This window comes from Sandaracinobacter sp. (assembly GCF_041909755.1).
Classification (GTDB): domain Bacteria; phylum Pseudomonadota; class Alphaproteobacteria; order Sphingomonadales; family Sphingomonadaceae; genus Sandaracinobacteroides.
On the sequence record NZ_JAYRCW010000011.1, the window covers coordinates 13791 to 34967 of the forward strand.

Annotated in this window: 23 protein-coding genes and 1 pseudogene; 8 read left to right on the forward strand and 16 right to left on the reverse strand. The window is 69.2% G+C overall.

Going from position 1 to position 21177, the window contains the following annotated elements:
- Positions 1–235: 235 nt before the first annotated feature.
- From surE to ACE3O8_RS03020, 3 genes are read right to left on the reverse strand one after another with little or no spacing between them, the layout of a single operon-like run.
- Positions 236–994, reverse strand: a complete 759-nt coding sequence (gene surE, locus ACE3O8_RS03010; protein ID WP_374386630.1) for a 5'/3'-nucleotidase SurE — start codon at positions 992–994, stop codon at positions 236–238.
- Positions 995–996: 2 nt separating this feature from the next.
- Complete coding sequence (serS, locus tag ACE3O8_RS03015) at positions 997–2265, reverse strand: serine--tRNA ligase (protein ID WP_374386632.1); 1269 nt, start codon at positions 2263–2265, stop codon at positions 997–999.
- Positions 2266–2307: 42 nt separating this feature from the next.
- Positions 2308–3168, reverse strand: a complete 861-nt coding sequence (locus tag ACE3O8_RS03020) for an enoyl-CoA hydratase-related protein (RefSeq protein ID WP_374386634.1) — start codon at positions 3166–3168, stop codon at positions 2308–2310.
- A 175-nt stretch (positions 3169–3343) separates the two neighbouring features.
- On the opposite strand from ACE3O8_RS03020, the pseudogene ACE3O8_RS03025 reads away from it, so the two are divergent.
- Positions 3344–4038, forward strand: a pseudogene (locus ACE3O8_RS03025) (SDR family NAD(P)-dependent oxidoreductase).
- Between the two features lie 19 nt (positions 4039–4057).
- On the opposite strand, the gene ACE3O8_RS03030 reads toward ACE3O8_RS03025, so the two are convergent.
- Genes ACE3O8_RS03030 through ACE3O8_RS03065 form a run of 8 tightly spaced genes read right to left on the reverse strand, consistent with a single transcriptional unit; the run spans position 4058 to position 10668 of the window.
- Positions 4058–5386 (reverse strand): folylpolyglutamate synthase/dihydrofolate synthase family protein, encoded by a 1329-nt coding sequence (locus tag ACE3O8_RS03030; protein WP_374386636.1) that lies wholly within the window; start codon positions 5384–5386, stop codon positions 4058–4060.
- On the reverse strand, positions 5383–6225 hold the full coding sequence (gene accD, locus ACE3O8_RS03035; protein ID WP_374386638.1) for an acetyl-CoA carboxylase, carboxyltransferase subunit beta: 843 nt from the start codon (positions 6223–6225) through the stop codon (positions 5383–5385). The genes ACE3O8_RS03030 and accD overlap by 4 nt, the downstream gene beginning before the upstream one ends.
- A complete protein-coding gene (trpA, locus tag ACE3O8_RS03040; RefSeq protein ID WP_374386640.1) occupies positions 6222–7031 on the reverse strand; it encodes a tryptophan synthase subunit alpha in 810 nt (269 codons plus the stop codon). Before trpA ends, accD begins: the two co-directional genes overlap by 4 nt.
- Complete coding sequence (gene trpB, locus ACE3O8_RS03045) at positions 7028–8254, reverse strand: tryptophan synthase subunit beta (RefSeq protein WP_374386643.1); 1227 nt, start codon at positions 8252–8254, stop codon at positions 7028–7030. Before trpB ends, trpA begins: the two co-directional genes overlap by 4 nt.
- Positions 8247–8885: a phosphoribosylanthranilate isomerase gene (locus ACE3O8_RS03050; RefSeq protein WP_374386645.1), complete on the reverse strand. Its 639-nt coding sequence runs from the start codon at positions 8883–8885 to the stop codon at positions 8247–8249. Before ACE3O8_RS03050 ends, trpB begins: the two co-directional genes overlap by 8 nt.
- 1 nt (position 8886) lies before the next feature.
- Positions 8887–9564: an orotidine-5'-phosphate decarboxylase gene (pyrF, locus tag ACE3O8_RS03055; protein ID WP_374386647.1), complete on the reverse strand. Its 678-nt coding sequence runs from the start codon at positions 9562–9564 to the stop codon at positions 8887–8889.
- Between the two features lies 1 nt (position 9565).
- A complete protein-coding gene (locus ACE3O8_RS03060; protein WP_374386649.1) occupies positions 9566–9895 on the reverse strand; it encodes a LapA family protein in 330 nt (109 codons plus the stop codon).
- Complete coding sequence (locus ACE3O8_RS03065) at positions 9892–10668, reverse strand: competence/damage-inducible protein A (protein WP_374386650.1); 777 nt, start codon at positions 10666–10668, stop codon at positions 9892–9894. The genes ACE3O8_RS03060 and ACE3O8_RS03065 overlap by 4 nt, the downstream gene beginning before the upstream one ends.
- 62 nt (positions 10669–10730) lie before the next feature.
- On the opposite strand from ACE3O8_RS03065, the gene map reads away from it, so the two are divergent.
- The 5 genes from map to ACE3O8_RS03090 all read left to right on the forward strand — a co-directional run bounded on the left by map (position 10731) and on the right by ACE3O8_RS03090 (position 15983).
- The gene (map, locus tag ACE3O8_RS03070; protein WP_374386652.1) at positions 10731–11537 is read left to right on the forward strand and encodes a type I methionyl aminopeptidase; all 807 of its coding nucleotides are present in this window, start codon (positions 10731–10733) and stop codon (positions 11535–11537) included.
- An 86-nt stretch (positions 11538–11623) separates the two neighbouring features.
- Entirely contained in the window at positions 11624–12265 is a 642-nt protein-coding gene (gene radC, locus ACE3O8_RS03075; RefSeq protein WP_374386686.1) for a DNA repair protein RadC, read from the forward strand.
- A 48-nt stretch (positions 12266–12313) separates the two neighbouring features.
- A complete protein-coding gene (locus ACE3O8_RS03080; protein WP_374386654.1) occupies positions 12314–13393 on the forward strand; it encodes an alpha/beta fold hydrolase in 1080 nt (359 codons plus the stop codon).
- Positions 13394–13491: 98 nt separating this feature from the next.
- Complete coding sequence (locus tag ACE3O8_RS03085; protein WP_374386656.1) at positions 13492–14820, forward strand: spinster family MFS transporter; 1329 nt, start codon at positions 13492–13494, stop codon at positions 14818–14820.
- Positions 14820–15983 (forward strand): iron-containing alcohol dehydrogenase, encoded by a 1164-nt coding sequence (locus ACE3O8_RS03090; RefSeq protein WP_374386658.1) that lies wholly within the window; start codon positions 14820–14822, stop codon positions 15981–15983. Before ACE3O8_RS03085 ends, ACE3O8_RS03090 begins: the two co-directional genes overlap by 1 nt.
- A 7-nt stretch (positions 15984–15990) precedes the next feature.
- On the opposite strand, the gene ACE3O8_RS03095 is transcribed toward ACE3O8_RS03090, so the two are convergent.
- The 4 genes from ACE3O8_RS03095 to ACE3O8_RS03110 all read right to left on the reverse strand — a co-directional run bounded on the left by ACE3O8_RS03095 (position 15991) and on the right by ACE3O8_RS03110 (position 18808).
- Positions 15991–16377, reverse strand: coding sequence for a PaaI family thioesterase (locus tag ACE3O8_RS03095; protein WP_374386660.1), 387 nt, complete (start codon positions 16375–16377; stop codon positions 15991–15993).
- A gap of 17 nt (positions 16378–16394) precedes the next feature.
- Entirely contained in the window at positions 16395–16904 is a 510-nt protein-coding gene (locus ACE3O8_RS03100; RefSeq protein WP_374386662.1) for a hypothetical protein, read from the reverse strand.
- A gap of 24 nt (positions 16905–16928) precedes the next feature.
- Positions 16929–18218: an MFS transporter gene (locus tag ACE3O8_RS03105; RefSeq protein WP_374386664.1), complete on the reverse strand. Its 1290-nt coding sequence runs from the start codon at positions 18216–18218 to the stop codon at positions 16929–16931.
- Between the two features lie 110 nt (positions 18219–18328).
- Positions 18329–18808, reverse strand: a complete 480-nt coding sequence (locus ACE3O8_RS03110; RefSeq protein WP_374386666.1) for an Lrp/AsnC family transcriptional regulator — start codon at positions 18806–18808, stop codon at positions 18329–18331.
- Between the two features lie 116 nt (positions 18809–18924).
- Between ACE3O8_RS03110 and ACE3O8_RS03115 the strand changes: the two genes are divergently transcribed.
- Positions 18925–19182: a DUF6356 family protein gene (locus tag ACE3O8_RS03115; protein WP_374386668.1), complete on the forward strand. Its 258-nt coding sequence runs from the start codon at positions 18925–18927 to the stop codon at positions 19180–19182.
- Positions 19183–19188: 6 nt separating this feature from the next.
- Here ACE3O8_RS03115 and pyk read toward each other — a convergent pair whose 3' ends face one another.
- Complete coding sequence (pyk, locus tag ACE3O8_RS03120) at positions 19189–20664, reverse strand: pyruvate kinase (RefSeq protein ID WP_374386670.1); 1476 nt, start codon at positions 20662–20664, stop codon at positions 19189–19191.
- A 91-nt stretch (positions 20665–20755) separates the two neighbouring features.
- On the opposite strand from pyk, the gene ACE3O8_RS03125 reads away from it, so the two are divergent.
- Positions 20756–21154, forward strand: a complete 399-nt coding sequence (locus ACE3O8_RS03125) for a DUF1244 domain-containing protein (RefSeq protein ID WP_374386672.1) — start codon at positions 20756–20758, stop codon at positions 21152–21154.
- The last annotated feature ends 23 nt before the right edge of the window (positions 21155–21177 follow it).

Genomic DNA, 21177 nt, shown 5'->3' on the forward strand with positions numbered 1-21177 from the left:
CTCGGGACGCGATCCAATCAATCAATTGAATTCAAATGATTTTATAAATGTTTCAGACTTGGCATGCGGTGTGCATGGTTGGCCGCGCCGGCGGGGGCAAGCAGCCGGCACGAGACAGGTTCGTCACCTAACAGGGGTTGATGATCGGGATCGTCACGAAAGGGGCGGCAGCGCGGGGGCGTTGCCGCCCCTTTTCAATTCCGGCCCCCCGCGGTTCCGGCCGGTCCGTCCCGGCTCAGCCTTCCAGCTTCGCCTGAAGCGCCGCCATCGTTTGCCGGTGGGTCAGGTCCAGGTGCAGCGGCGTCACCGAAACATAGCCGTCGCGGATCGCTTCCAGGTCGCTGCGGTGGGCGGGCGTTTCCACCTCCCGGCCATAGCCGAACCAGTAATAGGGGAAGCCGCGCGGATCGATGCGGGCGTCGATGCGGATGTGGCCGTAATCGCGGAAGCCCTGTTCCGTCACCCGCACGCCGCGCGCCAGCGGCATCGGCGGGAAGTTGATGTTCACCAGCACGCCGTCGCCCCAGTCGGCCTCGGCCACCTTGCGGATGATGTCCGGCGCGCTCGCCTCGGCGGCGGAAAAGCTTTCCTTGCCGAAGCTGTAGTCCGCCATCGCCTGCGACAGCGCGATGGAGCGGATGCCTGCCAGCGTGCCTTCCATCGCGGCGGAAACGGTGCCGGAATAGGTCAGGTCCTCGGCCAGGTTCGGCCCCCGGTTCACGCCTGAGAGGATCAGGTCGGGCTTCTGCCCCTCCATCAGGTGTCCCAGCGCCATCATCACGCTGTCGGTGGGCGTGCCTGCCACGGCAAAGCGCCGGTCGCCCAGCTGCCGCACCCGGATCGGCCGCGTCAGGGTCAGCGAATGGCCCGCGCCCGATTGTTCCTCCGCCGGGGCGACGAACCACAGATCGTCGGAAATCTGGCGCGCGATCCGTTCCAGCGCGGCGAAGCCGGGCGCGTGGATGCCGTCGTCGTTGGTCAGCAGGATGCGCAAGGTCAGCTCTCCGGTGTCAGCGTTTCAAGGCCGCCCATGTAGGGCCGCAACAATGTCGGCACGGTGACGCTGCCGTCGGCGTTCTGCCAATTCTCCAGCACGGCCACCAGCGTGCGCCCCACGGCAAGGCCGGATCCGTTCAGCGTGTGGACAAAACTGGTGCCCTTGTCGCCCCGGAACTTCCAGCGCGCGTCCATCCGCCGGGCCTGGAAATCCCCGCAGTTGGAAACCGAGCTGATTTCCCGCCAGGCGCCCGCGCCCGGCAGCCACACTTCCAGGTCGAAGGTCTTGCGCGCGGAAAAGCCCATGTCGCCCGCGCACAGCAGCATGCGCCGATAGGGCAGCTCCAGCGCCTCCAGGATGGCTTCCGCCGCCAGCGTCATCCGCTCATGCTCCGCGTCGGAGACCTCCGGCAGGCAGATCGTCACCAGCTCCACCTTCTCGAACTGGTGCTGGCGGATCAGCCCGCGCGTGTCCTTGCCGGCCGCGCCCGCCTCGCTGCGGAAGCAGGGCGTCAGCGCCGTCAGCCGCAGCGGCAGGTCTTCGGCATCCAGGATCTGCTCGCGCACCAGGTTGGTCAGCGAAACCTCGGCCGTCGGGATCAGCCAGCGGCCGTCCGTCGTCTGGAACAGGTCCTCGCGGAACTTGGGCAGCTGCCCCGTGCCGAACGCCGCCTCGTCGCGCACCAGCAGCGGCACCACCGTTTCGCGCCAGCCGGCTGCGATCTGCCGGTCCAGCATGAACTGCCCCAGCGCCCGGTGCAGCCGCGCCAGCTGCCCGCCCAGCACCATGAAGCGTGCGCCCGCCAGCCGGGCAGCGGCATCCGGGTTCCAGCCCAGCCTTTCGGCCAGCGCGTCATGCTCCGCGCCGCCATTGCGGGGGCTGCCCCAGCGCTTCACTTCCACATTGCCATGCTCGTCCACACCGTCGGGCACGTCGTCGGCCGGTGCGTTCGGAATGGCGGCGACAAGCGCCTCCACGGCAGCCGCCCGCTCGCGCTCCTCGGCCTCGCCGCCCGCGATCTCCGCCTTCAGCAGGCTCACTTCGGCCATCAGCGCATTGGCCCGCTCCTCGTCCTTCTGCGCCTTGGCCGCGCCGATCGCCTTGGAGGCCTCGTTCCGCCGGGCCAGCGCCGTCTGCAGCGCCGTCTGCACGGCGCGCAGCGCGGCATCCGCCGCCAGGATCGGGGCAGACGCGCCGGAAACGCCGCGTCTCGCCATGGCGGTGTCGAATGCGGCAGGGTCCGCGCGAAGGGCCTTCAGGTCATGCATGGGGCGAAGCCTATGGCCCTCCCGCTTCCACGGGGCAAGCCGTCACCTCAGCAGCCGTTCGGCCCACAGGTCGGGCTGCGGCAGGTCCGTCGAAACCTTGCCCGGAAACGCAGGCGGCCGCTTCTGCAGGAAGGCCGAAACCCCCTCATGCACGTCCGCGCCCTTGCCCAGTGCGATGTTCAGCCGCGCATCCACCGCCAGCGCCCCTTTCGGGCTGTCCTCCGCCGAATGCCGCCACAGCAGCCGCCGCGTCAGCGCCACGGCGACCGGCGCGGTGTTCTCCGCGATCTCCATGGCCAGCGCGCGCGCCCGCGCCTCCAGCGCCTCCGCCGGGCACAGCTCGCTCACCAGCCCGGCCGCCAGCGCCTCGGCGGCGGGCACCATCGCGCCCGTCAGGCACCAGCGCAGCGCCGTCGGCAGCCCCACGATGCGCGGCAGGAACCAGGCAGAGCCGGCCTCCGGCACCAGCCCGCGCCGCGTGAACACGCAGCCGAACTTCGCGCTATCCACCGCGATGCGGATGTCGCACGGCAGCGTCAGCGTCAGCCCCACGCCTGCCGCCGCGCCGTTGAACGCCACGATCGAAGGTTTGCGACACTCCATCATCGCCGCCACGAAATCGCCGTCCTCGCCATGCCTGCCGCCGCCGAAATTCTTCGCCCCCGCCCCGCTTTCGGTGTCGAAGGCGCCAGCGCCTGCCGACACGTCGGCGCCTGCGCAGAACACCCGGCCCTTCGCCGTCAGCACCACCACCCGGATCGAATCGTCCCGGTCGGCCCGGTGGAAGGCGGCGGCGATCTCCGCCCCCATCGTCGCGGTATAGGCGTTCATCGCCTCGGGCCGGTGCAGCACCACCCACAGGATCGGCCCGTCCTGCCGAAGCTCCAGCGTCGTCGGTTCCATGCGTCTCTCTCCCCGCGCGCACTGTGCGGAAGCCGCCCGCCCGGCTCCACGGCCTCTTTTCATAGCGGGTTGCGCGCCGCCACCCCTGTGCCAGACAAAGGGGGAGAGGGAGATCGAGATGACGGGATTTTCACTGGAAGGCGCCATCGCGCTTGTCACCGGCGCGGGCAGCGGCATGGGCGCGGCAACGGCCCGCCAGTTCGCCGCCATGGGCGCGCGCGTCGCCGTGACGGATGTGAACCTCGCCGGCGCCCAGGCCGTCGCGCGCGATTGCGGCCCCGCCGCCCGCGCCTGGGCGCTGGACGTCGGCGATCCCGCCAGCGTCGCCGACGTGCTGTCCGAAATCGAGGATTGGGCCGGCCGGCTGGATGCGGTGGTGAACAACGCGGGCATCGCCGGCTTCGCCCCCATCGATCACCCGGATTACGAGGAGCTGTGGGAACGCATCGTCCGGGTGAACGCCACGGGGGAAATGCGCGTGATCCGGGCCGCCCTGCCGCTGCTGCGCCGGTCTGCCCACCCACGCATCGTGAACATCGCCAGCACCGAGGCGCTGGGCGCCACCGCGATGGACAGCGCCTATTGCGCCGCCAAGGCCGCCGTCACCGGCCTCACCCGCGCGCTCGCCGTCGAACTGGGCAAGGAATCACCGTGAACTGCGTCTGCCCCGGCCCGATCGACACCGGGATGACGGCGAATGTCCCGGAAGAGGACAAGCAGCTCTATGCCAAACGCCGCACCGCGATGCGCCGCTATGGCCGGCCAGAGGAAGTGGCCCACATCACCGTCAGCCTCTGCACGCCCGGCGCCAGCTATATCACCGGCGCAACGATCCCGGTGGACGGCGGGCTGATGGCGCGGAACGCCTGAGAGCGGGCCGCCGGGCGCCTCAGCCCGGCAGCGGCCCGTTCACCCGCAACACCTCGCCCGCCAGGTGCAGCGATCCGCAGATCAGCACGCGGGCGGGGCCGTCCACCAGCGCCAGCGCGGCCGGCACGTCGCCGGCGGCGTCGGCCTTCATGCCATGCGTCGTGGCAAAGGCGGCCAGCTCTTCGGGCGGCACATGGGCATGGCCGGGAATGGGCACCATCGTCATCCGCGTCCCGCGCGGGAAGCTGCGGATGAAGCCCGAATGATCCTTGGATGGCAGCATCCCCAGCACCAGCTGCGCGGGCAGCGGCGGCGTCGCGGTGGCAAGCTGCGCCGCCAGCGCCTTGCCGGCGGCGGGGTTGTGCCCGCCATCCAGCCACAGTTCCGCGCCCATGGGCAGGGCAGCGGCCAGCGGCCCGGCGGCCAGCCGCTGCAGCCGCGCGGGCCACTGCGCCCAGCCCATCGCGCTGCGCAGCGCGCTGTCGGGCACCGCCAGCTGCGATTGGGCGCGCAGCATCGCCACGGCCAGCGCCGCATTGTCCTGCTGGTGCTGGCCCGGCAGCTTCGGCAGCGGCAGCTTCAGGGGCTCGGCTTCGGCATCGGCCAGCAGCCGGAAGGCCAGCGCCCCTTCATAGGGGGCGGCATCCCAGGCTTCGCCCCGCACCATCAGCTTCGCGCCGCGCGGGATCGCCGTCTGCGCCACCGCGCCCGCGATCTGCGCCGGATATTTCTGCGTCACCAGCGGCACGCCGCGCTTGGCGATTCCGGCCTTTTCGGCGGCGATGTGGCGCAGCGTAGGGCCCAGGATCGCCACATGGTCCAGGCTCAGGCTGGCAATTCCCGTCACCAGCGGGTTCGGCACCACATTGGTCGAATCCAGCCGCCCGCCAAGGCCCACCTCCAGGATGGTGGCGTCCGCGGGCGTGGCCGCAAACAGCAGGAAGGCCGCCGCCGTGATCGCCTCGAAAAAGCTCAGCGGCTGGCTGGCGTTGTATTTCAGCACCTCTGCCAGCGCCTCGGCAAAGTCGTCGTCGGAAACCAGCGTGCCCGCCACCCGGATGCGCTCGTTCACGCGGACGAGGTGAGGGGAGGTGAACACATGCACCCGCTGCCCAGATGCTTCCAGCCCGGCGCGCAGGAAGGCGCAGGTCGATCCCTTGCCGTTCGTGCCCGCCACATGGAACACGGGCGGCAGCTTCAGATGCGGGCTCGCCATCCGCTTCAGCAGCCGCTCGATGCGGTCCAGCGTCAGGTCCACGCCCTTGATGCGCTGCTGCCCGGCCGCCTTCAGCAGCCGGTCCAGCACCGGGTGGTCAGAGCGGGCGAAATCCGCCGGCTGCAGGCTCATGCGGGGGTCAACAGGCCGATCAGCCGGCCCAGCGTGTCGGCCAGGTCCTGACGGGTCACCACCATGTCCACCATGCCATGTTCCACCAGGAACTCGGCCCGCTGGAAGCCTTCGGGCAGCTTCTGCCGGATCGTCGATTCGATCACCCGCGCCCCGGCAAAGCCGATCAGCGCCCTCGGTTCGGACAGATGCACATCGCCCAGCATCGCATAGCTCGCCGTCACGCCCCCGGTCGTCGGGTCGGTCAGCACCACGATATAGGGCAGCTTCGCGTCCTTCAGCTCCTGGATGGCGACCGTCGTGGCCGGCATCTGCATCAGCGACAGGATGCCTTCCTGCATCCGCGCGCCGCCGGCCGCGGTGAACAGCACGAAGGGGCATTTCGCCGCGATGGCGGCCCGCGCGGCGGTCACGAAGGCATTGCCCACCGCGATCCCCATCGAACCGCCCATGAAGGCGAAGTCCTGCACGCCCACCACGGCCTGCCGGCCCCGGATCCGCCCCTGCGCCAGCTGCATCGCATCCTGTTCGCCGGTGGCGCTTCGGGCCGCCTTCAGCCTGTCGGGATAGCGCTTCTGGTCCTTGAAGTGCAGCGGATCATCGGGCGGACTGGTCAGTGCGATCTGTTCCCAGCCCGGGTCGAACAGCATCTCGAAGCGCTGGTCGGCGCGGATCCGCTCATGATGGCCGCATTCCGGGCAAACGCTCAGGTTTGCCTCGAACTCCCGCGTGTACAGCATCGCACCGCAGGATTTGCACTTCGTCCACAGATTGTCCGGGGTTTCGCGCCGCGCGATGAAACTCGTCAGGCGCTGCCGGGAACGGGTCAGCCAGCTCATGCCGCACTCTCCAGCCGGGCCGAACGCACGGCAGTCGCCAGTGCGGTCACGAAGCGTTCCACTTCGCCCGGAATATCGTTGGATTGCCTGGCGCTTGCTGCCCCCACAAGGTCCACGATGGCAGAGCCCACCACGACCGCGTCCGCGTGCCGCGCGATTTCCGCCGCCTGTTGCGGCGTCTTCACCCCGAAGCCGACGGCAACGGGAAGCCGGGTCGCGGCCTTCAGCCGGCCCACGGCCGCCGCAATGTCGCCCGCCTCGGCGCTGTTCTGCCCCGTCACGCCCGCCACCGCGACATAATAGAGGAAGCCCGACGCGCCGTTCAGCACCGCGGGCAGGCGCGCGTCGTCCGTTGTCGGCGTCGCCAGCCGGATGCGGTGCAGGCCGGAAAGGTCCAGTTCCCCCACCTCTTCGGGCGGCAGATCCACCAGGATCACGCCGTCCAGCCCGGCCGCGACCGCATCGCGGGCGAATCCCGCGCCATAGGCCAGAACGGGGTTCACATAGCCCATCAGCACCAGCGGCGTGGCCGGATCGGTCCGGCGGAAGTCCGCCACGATCGCCAGCAGCTTCCGCAGGGAAATTCCCGCGCCCAGCGCGCGGATGTTGCCCGCCTGGATGGCGGGGCCGTCCGCCATCGGGTCGGTGAAGGGCATGCCGATCTCGATGATGTCGGCCCCGCCGCGCACCAGCGCGTGCAGGATCGGCGCCGTCAGCTCCGGTGCCGGGTCGCCCCCGCACACGAAGGTCACCAGCGCGGCCCGGCCCTCCAGCTGCGCGAAACGGTCCCGGATGCGGTCGCTCACAGCGTCACCCCCAGCGCGTCGGCAACCGTGAAGATGTCCTTGTCGCCGCGCCCGCACAGGTTCATCAGCAGGATCTGGTCCTTCGCCATCTGCGGCGCGCGCTTTGCCACATAGGCCAGCGCATGGGCCGGCTCCAGCGCGGGAATGATGCCCTCCTCGCGGCAGAGCATCTGGAAGGCGTCCAGCGCCTCGCCGTCGGTGATGCTCTCATAGCGGACGCGCCCGATCGAATGCAGCCAGGCATGTTCCGGGCCGATGCCGGGATAATCCAGCCCGGCGGAAATCGAATGGGCGTCGGTGATCTGCCCGTCCTCGTTCTGCAGCAGATAGGTCTTGTTGCCGTGCAGCACGCCCGGCCGCCCCCCGCTCAGGCTGGCGGCATGTTCGCCGCTGTCCAGCCCGTGGCCGGCGGCCTCGATGCCCACCAGGTCCACCGGATCGTCCAGGAAGGGGTGGAACAGGCCGATGGCGTTGGATCCCCCGCCCACCGCGGCGACCGCCACGTCGGGCAGGCGCCCTTCGGCGTCCTGCAACTGCGCCTTCGCCTCGGTTCCGATCACGCTTTGGAAATCGCGCACCAGCTCCGGATAGGGGTGCGGCCCGGCTGCCGTGCCGATGATGTAGAAGGTGTCGTGAACGTTCGTCACCCAGTCGCGCAGGGCTTCGTTCATCGCGTCCTTCAGCGTCTGGCTGCCCGATTTCACGGGCACGATCTCTGCCCCCAGCAGCTTCATGCGGAACACGTTGGGCGATTGCCGCTCCACGTCGCGCGCGCCCATGAAGATGGTGCACGGCAGCCCGAAGCGTGCGGCCACCGTCGCGGTTGCCACGCCATGCTGGCCCGCGCCCGTTTCCGCGATGATCCGCGTCTTGCCCATCCGCTTCGCCAGCAGGATCTGGCCGATGCAGTTGTTGATCTTGTGCGCGCCGGTGTGGTTCAGTTCGTCGCGCTTCAGATAGATTTTCGCGCCGCCCAGCTTCGCCGTCAGCTTTTCGGCAAAATACAGCGGGCTCGGCCGGCCGACATAATGTTTCAGCAGCCATTCCAGTTCGGCCCGGAATGCAGGATCGGCCTGGGCCGCCCGATAGGCCGTCTCCAGCTCCAGGATCAGCGGCATCAGCGTCTCGGCGACATAGCGGCCGCCGAACGGGCCGAAGTGGCCGCGCGAATCCGGCCCCGCCCTCAGGCTTGCCGGCTGCTCGATTGTCAGATTGTCAGGCACGGCGGGCCGCTTCCACGAAAGCGGCGATCTTTGCAATATCCTTCACGCCCGCCGCCTGCTCCACACCGGATGAGACGTCCACCAGCGGCGCCCCGGTGCGGCGGATCGCCTCTGCCACCGTCTCCGCCGTCAACCCGCCGGCCAGCCCCCAGTCGCCTGAAGGCCGGTTGCCCTCCAGGATGCGCCAGTCAAAGCGCAGGCCGTTGCCGCCCGGCAGTGTCGCACCCTCCGGCGGCTTCGCATCCAGCAGCAGCAGGTCCGCGCCCGCGAATGTCCGCGCGGCGGCCGACACGTCGGCGGCGGTCTTCACGCCCACCGCCTTCCACACCGGCAGGCCAAAGCGCGACCGCACCGCCGCCACCCGCTCGGGCGTTTCGCCGCCCTGCAACTGCAAGGCCCCCAGCGCGCCTGCCGCCACCGCTGCCTCGATCAGCGCATCGTCGGCGTCCACGAACAGCCCCACCTTCAGAAGGTGCGGTGCGCGCGCGGCCAGCGGCCGGGCCTGTTCCGGCGTCAGCGCGCGCGGGCTGGGCGGAAAAAAGACAAAGCCGCAGGCGTCCGCCCCGGCCGACAGGGTGGCGACAAGCGCATCGGGACCGGTGATCCCGCAGATCTTGATCCGCGTGCGCACCTTACAGGGAGGCGGCGATGGCCTCGGCCGCCGCCGCCGGATCCGCGGCGCCCGTGATCGGCCGCCCGATCACCAGCACGCCCGCGCCCGCGTCCAGCGCCTCGCGCGGGGTCATCACCCGCTTCTGGTCCCCGATGTCCGCACCCGCCGGCCGGATGCCCGGCACCACGAACAGGCCGCCCGGCCATTCCGCCTTCAGCCGCGCCACCTCGTGCGCGGAACAGACAACACCGTCCAGCCCCGCCTCGCGCGTCAGCACCGCCAGCCGGTGCACCTGCGCGCCCGGATCGCCGAACACCCCCATCGCGCTCAGATCGGCTTCGTCCAGGCTGGTCAGCACCGTCACCGCGATCAGCTTCGTGCCCGGCCGGCAGGCGTCACGCGCGGCCTTCATCATCTCCAGCCCGCCGCCCGCATGCACGTTCACGATGGCCACATCCAGCACCGACAGGGATTTCAGCGCCCCCGCCACGGTGTTCGGAATGTCGTGCAACTTCACGTCCAGGAACAGCGGCAGCCCCAGCTTCCCCATGCGCCGGATGCCCTCGGGCCCGTTCGCCATGAAGAATTCCAGCCCCAGCTTCAGCCCGCCCACATGCGGGCCGACGGCGCGGCCCAGCGCCTCGGCGCGCGCGATGTCGGGCGTGTCCAGCCCCACGAAGATCGGGTTCTTGGGCACGTCAGGTGCCCGGCGGCGGCGCGGGCGTCGGCACTGCCTGCGCGGCGGGCGGGCGCAGCAGCTCCACCTTCGCCTGCGCCAGCTCGCTTTCGGTCTGGCCCAGGCTCGCCTCCAGCTTCGTCACCTTGCGCTTCAGCAGCATCCTGTCCGTTGCCAGCCGGGCCCACACGGGGATGAACCCCAGCGCAAAGCTCGCCATCACCAGCAGCGGCAGCCACACGTCGAATTGCCGGAAGCCCAGGTCCACGGGCACGAAACTGTTGTTCGCGACCGAAAACAGCACCAGCCCCACCAGAAGCAGCACCACAAGCGCGGTTCGGATATGGCTCATATTTCCCCCTCCTGCGCGTCTATTCCCTGCGCCGTCAGCGCCCGTTTCAGCGCCTCCACGGCCCTCCCCAGCTGCGCGTCGTCCACGGATCGCAGCACGAAGTTCGCGCCGCCCTTGCCGTCGCGCCAGAAGGGATAGGATCCCACCTGCACGCCGTCATGGTCGGTCTGCACCTGCGCCAGCAGGTCGGCCACGGCGCTTTCCTGCGCCCAGGCCCCCACGGCGCGCGAAAGCACGGGCCGCCCGCCCGCCAGCTGGCCGTCCAGCCCCCGCAGCATCCCCTGCGTGATCTTGGGCACGCCCGCCAGGATGAACAGCCGCCCCAGCCGGATGCCGGGCGCGCCGGTTTCCGGGTTCGGCACCAGCTCCGCGCCCTCCGGCACGCGCGCCATGCGCAGCCGCGCCTCGGTGATGCGGTCGCCATAATAGCGCGTCAGGATGGCGACGGCGTCCGGGTGATGCACCACCGGCACGCCCATCGCGGCGGCGATCGCATCGACGGTGATGTCGTCATGCGTGGGGCCGATGCCGCCCGTCGTGAACACATAGTCATGCGCATCCAGGCAGGCCGTCACCGCCGCGCCGATGGCGGCCGCATCGTCGGCCACAACCCGCGCTTCCTTCAGCCTGATGCCCTGGATGTTCAGCCAGCGCGCCAGATAGGCCAGGTTTGCGTCCTGCGTCCGCCCCGACAATATCTCGTCCCCGATGACGACAAGCGCCGCCGTCCAGATCCTGTCGCCATCGCCGCCCGGGCCCTGAAAATCCGCCATGCCATTGCCCTAACGCAGGCCACGGCCTAAATCCATCGCCCAGAAAGCGCGGATTTCCAGCCATGACCGATCTCGACACCGAAGAACGCACCATCGTCATCCATGACGCCTCGGGTTTCGAAGGCATGCGCCGGGCCGGCCGCCTGGCGGCAGAGGTGCTGGACATGCTGGTGCCGCATGTGCAGCCGGGCGTCTCCACGCTCGCGCTGGACAGGCTGGCGTATGAGTATGTCGTGGCGCGCGGCGGGGTTTCCGCCACCATCTTCTACCGCGGCTATTCCCATGCGCTGTGCACCAGCATCAACCATGTGATCTGCCACGGCATCCCCTCGCCAAAGCCGCTGCAACCCGGCGACATCATGAACATCGACGTCACCGTGGTGGTGGATGGCTGGCACGGCGATACCAGCCGCATGTATCTGGTGGGCGATCCGCCGCTGAAGGCCCGCCGCCTCGTCGATCTCACCTATGAAGCGCTGATGCTGGGGATCGAGCAGGCGAAGCCCGGCAACACGGTGGGCGACATCGGCGCCGCCATCCAGAAACATGCCGAACGCAACCGGCTGTCGGTGGTGCGCGATTTCTGCGGCCATGGCCTTGGCCGCCGCTTCCACATGGCGCCCAACATCGTCCATGCCGGCCGCCCCGGCGAAGGCCCCGAACTGCGCCCCGGCATGTTCTTCACCATCGAGCCCATGCTCAACATCGGCCGCCCGGACGCCAAGATCCTGGACGACGGCTGGACGGCGGTGACGCGGGATCGCTCGCTGTCTGCCCAGTTCGAACATTCCATCGGCATCACCGAAACCGGCTGCGAGATCTTCACCCTGTCGCCGGCCGGGCTCTCCAACCCGCCCTACGCGGCCTGAGGGTGCCGCCCCGGCAGCTGAAGGAAACGCCGGGGCTCTACGGCGAGGGCGACGATCCCGCCCGCAAGGCCGGCCACCGCGACAGGATGCGCCAGCGCCTGCTGGAAGGCGGGGCAGACGGCTTCCACGATTATGAACTGCTGGAATATGTGCTCGCGCTCGCCATCCCCCGGCAGGATGTGAAGCCGCTCGCCAAAGAGCTTCTGGCCCAGTTCGGGGATCTGCCCGCGGTGATCGCCGCCTCGCCGGGCGAACTCACGCGGGTGAAGGGCGTGGGCGAATCGGTCGCCGCCGCGCTGAAGTTCGTGGAGGCGCTGTCCGTCCGCCAGCTGCAGCGCCGGGCGCTGGAAAAGCCGCTGCTCTCCAACTTCGACGCCGTCACCGATTACCTCCACGCCCGCCTCGCCCACGAACTCACGGAAGAGTTCCGCGTGCTGTTCCTCGACAACAGGAACCGGCTCGTCCGCGACGAGAAGTTCGGCGAGGGCACGGTGAACCAGGCGCCCGCCTACCCGCGCGAGATCGTGAAGCGCGCCATCGAACTGCAGGCGTCCGCCGTCATCCTGGTCCACAACCACCCCAGCGGCGATCCCACCCCCAGCCGCGACGACATCCAGCTGACGCGCGCGATCGCCGATGCCGCAAAGCCGCTGGGCATCCAGCTGCACGATCATCTGGTGATCGCCCGCACCGGCCATGTCAGCCTGCGCGCCGAAGGCCTGATCTGACCGGAAACACCGGCCCTTCCCTTGCGCCGCCGCAAGCGGCAGAAGGCCATGATGCGCATCGCCCTCACCGCCGCGGCCGCCGCCGCCTTCGCCCTCGCTGCCCCCGCTGTTGCCCAGGTCTCGACGAAATGGCCGGTGTCGGAAGGGGACGCGACCTTCGCGGATTTCCGCTTCCACACCGGTCAGGTGCTGCCGCAGCTGAAGATGCACTACCGCACGCTTGGCAGCCCCCGGCGGGATGAAAAGGGGCGGGTCACCAACGCAGTGATGATCCTGCACGGCACCGGCGGCACCGGCGCCCAGTTCCTGCGCCCCCAGTTCGCGGACGCCCTGTTCGGCCCCGGCCAGCCGCTCGACATCACGAAATATTTCATCATCCTGCCCGATTCGATCGGCCATGGCGGCAGCTCCAAGCCGTCGGATGGCCTGCGCATGGCCTTCCCCAACTATGACTATGCCGACATGGTGGAAGCGCAGCGCCGCCTGCTCGTCGATCATCTGAAGGTGAACCAGCTGCGCCTGCTGGCGGGCACCTCGATGGGCTGCATGCACAGCTTCGTGTGGGGCACCACCCACCCCGGCTTCGCAAAGGCGATGTTCCCCACCGCCTGCCTGCCGGTCGAAATCGCGGGCCGCAACCGCATGTGGCGCAAGATGTCCATCGATGCGATCAAGGCGGACCCGGCCTGGAACGGCGGCAATTATGCCGAACAGCCAAAGGCGGGCCTGCGCACGGCCGCCGCACTCGGCCTGATCGCCGGATCCGCCCCGTTGCGGATGCAGGCAGAGGCCCCCACGCGGGCGGCCGCCGAAAAGGCGCTGGAAGGCCGGGTCGAGGCCGGCATGGCGGATGATGCCAACGACGTGATCTACCGCATCGACAGCAGCCGCAGCTACAACCCCGCGCCGCTGCTGTCGAAGATTGTCGTGCCCGTCACCTGGATCAATTCGGCCGACGATTTCATCAACCCGCCCAACCTCCGGATCGCGGAGGCAGAGGTGGCGAAGATGCCCAACGCGAAATTCATCCTGATCCCCGAAACCGCGGAAACACGCGGCCATTCCACCCACACATGGGCGAATTTCTGGCAGCAGGACCTGATCGACCTCCTCGCCCGGTCGGAGTGATTTCCTACCCACATGGCTAGGGTGGCGACCCATTGGAAAACCGCGACGATGGTTACCGGAGGGCCGCGCCGGGGAGGGCGCCGCCGGGAGGACAGATGATGACCGCACAGACCGGCGCTGCCGCACCGGCCATCTCGCCCGGCTATCGCCGCTACGCGCTGTGGGTCCTGCTGGTCATTTACATCCTCAATTTCCTCGATCGCCAGATCGTCACCATCCTGGCAGAGCCGATCAAGAACGAGCTGGGCCTGAAGGACTGGCAGCTGGGCATGATGACGGGGCTCGCCTTCGCCATCTTCTACACCATCCTCGGCATCCCCATCGCCCGCTATGCGGAACGCGGCAACCGCCCCTTCATCATCGCAACAGCGGTTGCGGCATGGAGCTTCTTCACCGTGCTGTGCGGCTTTGCGCAGAATTTCTGGCAGCTGGTGCTGGCCCGCGTGGGCGTCGGCATCGGCGAAGCCGGCTGCACGCCGCCCGCCCATTCGCTGATTTCCGATTATGTTTCGCGCGAAAAGCGGGCCTCCGCGCTCGCCTTCTATTCGCTGGGCACGCCGATCGGCGGGCTTCTGGGCATGGCGCTGGGCGGCCTCATTGCGGATGCCTGGGGCTGGCGCGCGGCCTTCTTCGTGGCCGGGGCGCCGGGCGTGGTCATGGCGATCGTCGCCGCCACCACCCTGATGGAACCGCGAAAGCGGCTGGGCGCGGATTTCGCCGCGAAAAAGGCCGGCGGCCCCAGCTTTGCAGAGGCACTGGCCGAAATCCGCGGCAAGCGCACCTTCTGGCTGATCGCCTGGGGCGTCTCCATCAAGGCCTTCATCGGTTATGGCTCGGGCGCCTTCATTGCCCCCTTCTTCTTCCGCAACCATGGCGCCGAACTCACCCAGATCGCCGCCGGCTACGGTCTCGGCCTCGCGGGCTTCCTTGGCCTCACGCTGGGCCTTGTGGTGGGGCTGACGGGGGCATTCGGCATCTGGCTGGGCGGGCAGCTGGCGGATCGTTTCGGCGCGCGCGATCTTCGCCACTACATGGGCATTCCCGCCGTTTCCACGCTGCTCGGGATCCCCATCTACATCACCGCGCTGTTCGTGGAATCCGCCATGCTCGCCATCCTGCTGATGGCGGTGCCGCCGATCCTCAACGGCCTCTGGTACGGCCCGGCCTATGCCGCCATCCAGGGGCTCGTCCGCCCGGAAACCCGGGCCACCGCCACTGCGATCATGCTGTTCATCGTGAACCTGATCGGGCTCGGCATGGGGCCGCTGCTGGTGGGCGCGCTCAGCGACCTGCTCGCCGGGCCGTTCGGCCTCGGCCCGGCAGAGGGCGTGCGCTGGTCGCTGGCGCTGTCCACGCTGTTCGGGGTGTTCGCGTCCGTCCTGTTCTGGATGGCGCGCGGCAGCATCCGCGAGGAAATGGTCAGCTGATGGTCGCGGCCATCGCGCTGCCCCGGATCCTGCGCGTGGGGGGCGGCGCCTCGCGCCAGTTGCCTGATCTTCTGTCCGGCCTCGGCCTTCACCGCCCCTTCATCGTGACGGACGCCTTCCTGGCGGCAAGCGGCCTGCTCGATCCGCTGCTGCGCGATCTGGCGTCGGCCGGGGCGGAGGCGCGCGTCTTCACCGGCACGGTGCCCGATCCGACCGTTGCCTCGATCGAAGCCGGGCTGGCTGCGCTGAAACAGGGCGATCATGATTGCGTCGTCGGGTTCGGCGGCGGTTCTCCGCTGGACAGCGCCAAGGCCATCGCCATGCTGGCGGTCCATGGCGGCCGCATGGCCGATTACCGGGTGCCGCATGTGCAGGATGCGCCGGGGCTTCCCGTCATCGCCATCCCCACCACGGCGGGCACCGGCTCAGAGGCGACGCGCGTCTGCGTCATCACGGACGAGGACACGGACGAAAAGATGCTCTGCGCGGGCCTCGCCTATCTGCCCGTCGCCGCGCTCGTCGATTATGAACTCACGCTCGGAAAGCCCCGCCGCCTGACGGCGGATACCGGCATCGACAGCCTCACCCACGCGATCGAGGCCTATGTCTCGCGCCGCGCAAACCCGTTCAGCGACGGCATCGCCCTGTCCGCCATGCGCCTCCTCGCGCCGAACCTCCGCCGCGTCTGGGCAGACCCGTCCGACCGCCCCGCCCGCGAAGCGATGATGGCGGGCGCGCTGCAGGGCGGCATCGCCTTCTCCAACAGTTCGGTCGCCCTCGTCCACGGGATGAGCCGCCCCATCGGCGCGCATTTCCACGTCCCCCATGGCCTCTCCAACGCGATGCTGCTGCCGGCCGTCACCGCCTGGTCGGCCCCATCCGCCACCCGCCGTTATGCCGAATGCGCCCGCGCCATGGGCGTCGCCCGGGCAGAAGAGGGCGACCAGTCCGCCGTCGTCCGGCTGGTGGAGGAACTCGCCGCCCTCAACCGCGATCTCGAAGTCCCCACGCCCGCCAGCCACGGCATCGATGGCGACCGCTGGCACAGCCTGATCCCCCTGATGTGCGAACAGGCGCTTGCATCCGGCTCCCCTGCGAACAACCCGCGCGTGCCCACCGTGAACGAGATGGCCCACCTCTACCGGCAGGTCTGGGCGGGCTAGGCCCCGGTCACAGCACCAGCTGCGTCTGCGTCACCAGCGCCACCTGCCGCCCGTCCAGCGTGTCGATGCGCGTCTGCCACACGGACAGGGTGCGCCCGATCTTCACCGGGGTCGCTTCCCCCCGCACCGTGGCGCCCAACGGCGCCGCCCCCAGGAAACTGGTCTTGCTCTCGATGGTGGTGGTGCCCTTGGCGCCGGGCGGCAGCGCGATGAACGCCCCCAGCGCGCCCAATGCATCGGCCAGGGCCATGATCGCGCCGCCGTGCAGGATTCCGCCCACGGTGCACAGATCCTCGCGCACGGTCAGCGTCCCCACCACCCGCTCGGCGGACGTTTCGCTCACCTCCACCCCCATCAGCTTCGAAAAGGGCATCGCGTCCGCCGGGTTCGCCAAGGTCATTTCCCTCCAGATCAGATTTGTCGCGCCACCGCGCCCTTCAGCAGCTTCACCAGCTCCTTCAGCGCCGCGCCGTAGGGCGTCGTTTCCAGGATGGCGTCGATCAGGCTGTCCAGGATGGTCTCGATGATGTCCAGCAGCCGCTCCAGCTTCCAGCCCCGGTCGGCCTCCATCACGGTCGCGGCGGAAAAGGCCTCGAACGCGGCCGACAGCAAGGCCAGCTTCCACATCAGCTGCCGGCCGCGAAGCCCGTGCGCCACCAGCGCCTCGTCGCTGACACCCCCGATCGCATCCACGGCCCGCGCCACATGGCCTTCGGCGTTCAGCTCGTCGAGAGCAGGGCGAAACCCCTGAAGCGCGCCGTCCACGAACAGATCGGCAAGATCCCCGAACCGGCCGTCGGGGTTGCCGATCTCGGCCAGCAGGTCCGCGGTCCAGCGCAGGAAGGCCGCCAGATGGACGCGCGCCTCGGCGGCCGTCGGCGGCCGATCCGGCAGGGGCGGGCCAAGCAGCACGTCGTCCATCGCGTCCTCCCGCAGTCCATCCGGTCAGTGGCGGCGCGGCGCCTTCACGAACAGCAGCAGCACGAAGCCCGCGCCCAGCAGCCCCAGCACGGTTGCGAAGCCGCCCTGCTGGCTGCCCGTCGCCAGCGTGCCCCAGGCCACCAGCATCGGCCCCAGCCACATCGTCGCCGTGCCGGACAGGGCATAAAGCCCGAAGAAGGTGCCCACCCGTTCCGGCCGCACCAGCACCGTCAGCAGCGTCCGGGACGAGGCATAGGCCGCCGTGATCGAAATCGCGGAAATGCCCGCGATGGCGATGAAGGCCAGTTCGGCCGGCGTGCGGAACATCGGCCCGTCGTGCAGCGGTGTGGTCGGGGCGGGCATCCAGGCGATCATCCCCGGCCGGGTGCCCAGCATCACCACCAGCACCAGCGCTGTCACCGCGATTTCCAGCAGCACCGCGTTGCGCGGCCCCAGCGCTATGTCCAGCTTGCCGGCCAGCAGCCCGCCGATAACGGCCAGGATGGACAGGGTGATGCCATAGGCCAGCATTTCCAGCGTGCCCCAGCCCATGGTGCCGGCCGCCAGCACGCCGCCGAACAGCAGGATCGCCGTCTTGCCGTCCACATACAGCATCCGCGCCGCCAGGAATTTCGCGGCCTCGCGCTCGGTCTTCAGCTCGCGCAGCATCGCCATCAGGTCGCCGAAGCCCTTGCGCAGCGCCGCGCCCAGCTTCTCGCCCGTGGGGGCGGCATCGGGCACGCCCCACAGGATCAGCAGCAGGCCGATGCCAAGGCTCGCGGCCGCCATCGGCCCGGTCAGCCGCGCGGGTTCGTGCGCGGCCTGGTCGATCCCGAACAGCGGCTGGGAAGGCACCCAGCTCCAGTCCACCTGCCCCGGCAGGGAAAAGGCCAGCAGCACGAAGATCAGGAAGGCGACGGAGGTGGCATTGCCCAGCGCCAGCCCCAGCCCCGACGTCTTCGCCACCTGCCCGCGCGCGGCGGGCACCAGCAGGGCGTTGTGTAGCACCTCGCTCCAGGCGAACAGCACGGACTTGGTCGCCGCGATGGCGATGAACAGCGCGGGGCCAATCGGCCCCTCGCGGGTCACGAACCACATCGCGGCATACAGGGGCATCATCCCCAGCACCACGAAGGTCAGCATCGGCTTGCGCGGCCCCAGCCGGTCCACCACCATGCCCATCAGCGGCGCCGTCAGCGCCACGGCCCATCCGGCGATCTGCCCCGCGCGGGCCACCAGCGCCTGCCCCTCCACCGGGGTCGCGGCCACGGCCTGCACATAATAGGGCATGAACACATAAATGGTGATCAGCACCACGGCGGGGTTCCGGAACCCCTCGAACGCGGCCCAGCACCAGGCGGATCGGGAAAGGCCGCCGGCGGGCGGCAGGCTCTGCGCGGATGGCGCGGGGTGGGCTATGCTGCTCAGACCGTCTCCGTCAGGGGGAGCATTGTGGTCGACTTCATCCGCTCCATCGCGAAGCTGGATGATACGTCGCCCATCGGCGCCACCCGGATCAACCGTTTGTAGATCCGGTCAAAGTGCGCGATGTCCCTGCAGACGACCTTCAGAAGATAGTCCGTCTCTCCCGCCATTCGGTAAAGTTCGACCACTTCCGGAATGCGGGCAACCCCTTCATTGAAGCGGGTCAGCCAGGCCTCGTCATGCGCGCCCGCCTTCACCGCCACGAAGGCCGTCACCCCCAGTCCCACGGCGGCGGGATCCAGCAACGCCACCCGCGCCCGGATCACCCCTTCGGCCTCCAGCCGCCGGATCCGCTTCCAGCAGGGCGTGGCCGACAGGCCCACCGCCTCGCCGATCTCCGCCAGCGAAAGCGCGCAGTCCGCCTGCAGCAGCGCCAGAATGCGCCTGTCGGCCGCATCGAGAAGAAATTTCTCCGTCATGGCCGAAATGAATAATTCATTTCCACATTTCAGCCAATGGACAGCGAAAAAAGGAATCGAATTTCCGCCAACCTGCCCTAGCTTCCCGGCCAGCAACCAACCGCCAGGGGATCGCCATGTTCCGCCGCCTGTTCGTCGATCACCCCGCGTCCGTGAACGAAAGCTATTTCCAGCACATGGGCATGGCCGGCAGCTTCGGCTGGGCCATGCTGAAGGCCAGCGGCGCCTGCTTCCTGCATGCACTGGTGCCGGGCCTGTGCGAACGCACCGGCAGCCGCATCATCACCCGCCTGCATCAGCGCATGGTCACCAACCGGGTCGTCCAGCCGGCCCGGCCGGACGACGCCCCTGGGTGGATCGCCGCCAATATCTGAAGCGGGTCAGTCCTTCTTGGTGTAGCGGGTCAGTTCGTCGCCCACCACGCGCACCACGTGCAGCACGTTGGTCGATCCGGGCACGCCAAAGGGCACGCCCGCCATCACCACCAGCTGGTCGCCGGGGGCGGCGATATGGTGCCTCAGCGCCATGCGCTTCGACTTCGCCACCATTTCCTCGAAGCTGCCGATGTCGCGCGTGTGCACGGCATGCACGCCCCAGGTCAGCCCCAGCCGCCGTGCCGTCGCCAGCTTCGGCGTCATCACCAGGATGTTGGCCGGGATCCGCTCGCGCGCGATGCGCCGCGCGGTCGAGCCGGATGTGGTGAAGCCCACCACCGCCGTCGCGCCAACTGTCTTCTGGATGGAATGCGCGGCGCGGGCCAGCGCGTCGGCCGTCGTCGGCTCCGGCGCGGTTTCCACGAAGCCCATCTGCTGCTGATAGGCGGCGTCCTGCTCCACCTCGCGCGCGATCGATTCCATCATCGAAACCGCTTCCACGGGCCATTTGCCCGCCGCGCTTTCCGCCGACAGCATCACGGCATCCACCCCGTCGAAGATGGCGTTCGCCACGTCCGACACCTCGGCCCGCGTCGGGCTGGGGGACAGGATCATGGATTCCAGCATCTGCGTGGCGACGACAACGGGCTTCCCCGCGCACCGCGCAGCGGCCACCAGCTGTTTCTGCACGCCGGGCACCCGTTCGGGCGGCAGTTCCACGCCCAGGTCGCCGCGCGCCACCATGATCGCGTCGGCCAGCTCGATGATGGCGTCGATATCCTCCAATGCGGCAGGCTTCTCGATCTTCGCCATCAGGCTGGCCTTGCCGCCGATCAGCTTCTTCGCTTCCGCCACGTCGTCGGCGCGCTGCACGAAGCTCAGCGCGATCCAGTCCACGCCCGTTTCCAGCGCCAGCGCCAGATCCCGCCGGTCCTTCGCGGTCAGCGCCGGCAGCGGCACCACCACGTCGGGCACGTTCAGCCCCTTGTTGTTCGACAGCGCGCCCGGCACCACCACCTGCGTTTCCACCGCGCCGTCCAGCGCCTTCGTCACGCGCAGCACGATCTTGCCGTCGTCCAGCAGCAGCCGGTGGCCGGGCTTCAGCACGGCCAGGATCTCGGGATGGGGCAGCTGCACCCGTTTTCCGGTGCCCGGCGTGGGGTCGCTGTCCAGCCGGAACGCCTGCCCAGCCGCCAGCTCCACCCGCCCGTCCTCGAACCGGCCCACGCGCAGCTTCGGCCCCTGCAGGTCGGCCAGGATCGTCATCGGCCGGCCGATCTCCGCCTCCAGCGAGCGCACCGTCTCGATCAGCGCCACCTTCGAGGCATCGTCGCCATGGCTCATGTTCACCCGGAAGGCGTCCGCCCCCGCTTCATAGAGCGCGCGGATCTCGGCTGCCGTGGAAGAGGCAGGCCCCAGCGTGGCAAGCACCCGCACATGGCGGGACCGGGGCGGGCGATGAGACGAAGCTTGGGCGGGCACAACATTTCCTGTTCGCTTTGGGGCTTGGCAACCCTTCTCGCCGCTCCTTACTTCACAGCCTTGCGGACTGCCAGATGAAGGGATGCCCGAAATGACCGATTCCCCGCACCCAGCGCTCGAACAGCTGGAAGCCGCCGCCTTCCGCCACCTGCTGGATCATCTGCGCCTCCGGCAGGATGTCTCCAACATCGATCTGATGGCGACGGCGGGCTTCTGCCGCAACTGCCTGGCCGACTGGCTGGCCGAGGCGTCCGTCGAAACGCCCCACCCCCTCACGCGCGAGGAAGCGCGCAACATCGTCTATGCAGAGCCCTATGCCGCGTTCAAGGCGCGCCAGCTGGAAGCGACGCCCGACCAGCTCGCCCGGATGGCCGCCAGCCTGGACGAGAATGAACGGGTCCGCCGGCTCGCGAAAAGCCGCGAGCTGGACGAGCAGCTGGACGAAAGCTTCCCCGCCTCCGATCCGCCCCAGATCACCCGACCCCGCTGATCCCCATCCCGAAGGATATCGCC

Bases quoted from the DNA above. Each gene is read 5' to 3' on its own strand.
- ACE3O8_RS03030 (WP_374386636.1), bottom strand. From the start codon at position 5,386: ATGAGCCTGCAGCCGGCGGATTTCGCCCGCTCTGACCACCCGGTGCTG.
- serS (WP_374386632.1), bottom strand. From the start codon at position 2,265: ATGCATGACCTGAAGGCCCTTCGCGCGGACCCTGCCGCATTCGACACC.
- ACE3O8_RS03100 (WP_374386662.1), bottom strand. From the start codon at position 16,904: ATGGACGACGTGCTGCTTGGCCCGCCCCTGCCGGATCGGCCGCCGACG.
- map (WP_374386652.1), top strand. From the start codon at position 10,731: ATGACCGATCTCGACACCGAAGAACGCACCATCGTCATCCATGACGCC.
- ACE3O8_RS03085 (WP_374386656.1), top strand. From the start codon at position 13,492: ATGACCGCACAGACCGGCGCTGCCGCACCGGCCATCTCGCCCGGCTAT.
- ACE3O8_RS03090 (WP_374386658.1), top strand. From the start codon at position 14,820: ATGGTCGCGGCCATCGCGCTGCCCCGGATCCTGCGCGTGGGGGGCGGC.
- radC (WP_374386686.1), top strand. From the start codon at position 11,624: ATGCGCCAGCGCCTGCTGGAAGGCGGGGCAGACGGCTTCCACGATTAT.
- ACE3O8_RS03110 (WP_374386666.1), bottom strand. From the start codon at position 18,808: ATGACGGAGAAATTTCTTCTCGATGCGGCCGACAGGCGCATTCTGGCG.
- ACE3O8_RS03065 (WP_374386650.1), bottom strand. From the start codon at position 10,668: ATGGCGGATTTTCAGGGCCCGGGCGGCGATGGCGACAGGATCTGGACG.
- accD (WP_374386638.1), bottom strand. From the start codon at position 6,225: ATGAGCTGGCTGACCCGTTCCCGGCAGCGCCTGACGAGTTTCATCGCG.
- ACE3O8_RS03060 (WP_374386649.1), bottom strand. From the start codon at position 9,895: ATGAGCCATATCCGAACCGCGCTTGTGGTGCTGCTTCTGGTGGGGCTG.
- ACE3O8_RS03020 (WP_374386634.1), bottom strand. From the start codon at position 3,168: ATGGAACCGACGACGCTGGAGCTTCGGCAGGACGGGCCGATCCTGTGG.
- ACE3O8_RS03125 (WP_374386672.1), top strand. From the start codon at position 20,756: ATGACCGATTCCCCGCACCCAGCGCTCGAACAGCTGGAAGCCGCCGCC.
- ACE3O8_RS03115 (WP_374386668.1), top strand. From the start codon at position 18,925: ATGTTCCGCCGCCTGTTCGTCGATCACCCCGCGTCCGTGAACGAAAGC.
- ACE3O8_RS03080 (WP_374386654.1), top strand. From the start codon at position 12,314: ATGATGCGCATCGCCCTCACCGCCGCGGCCGCCGCCGCCTTCGCCCTC.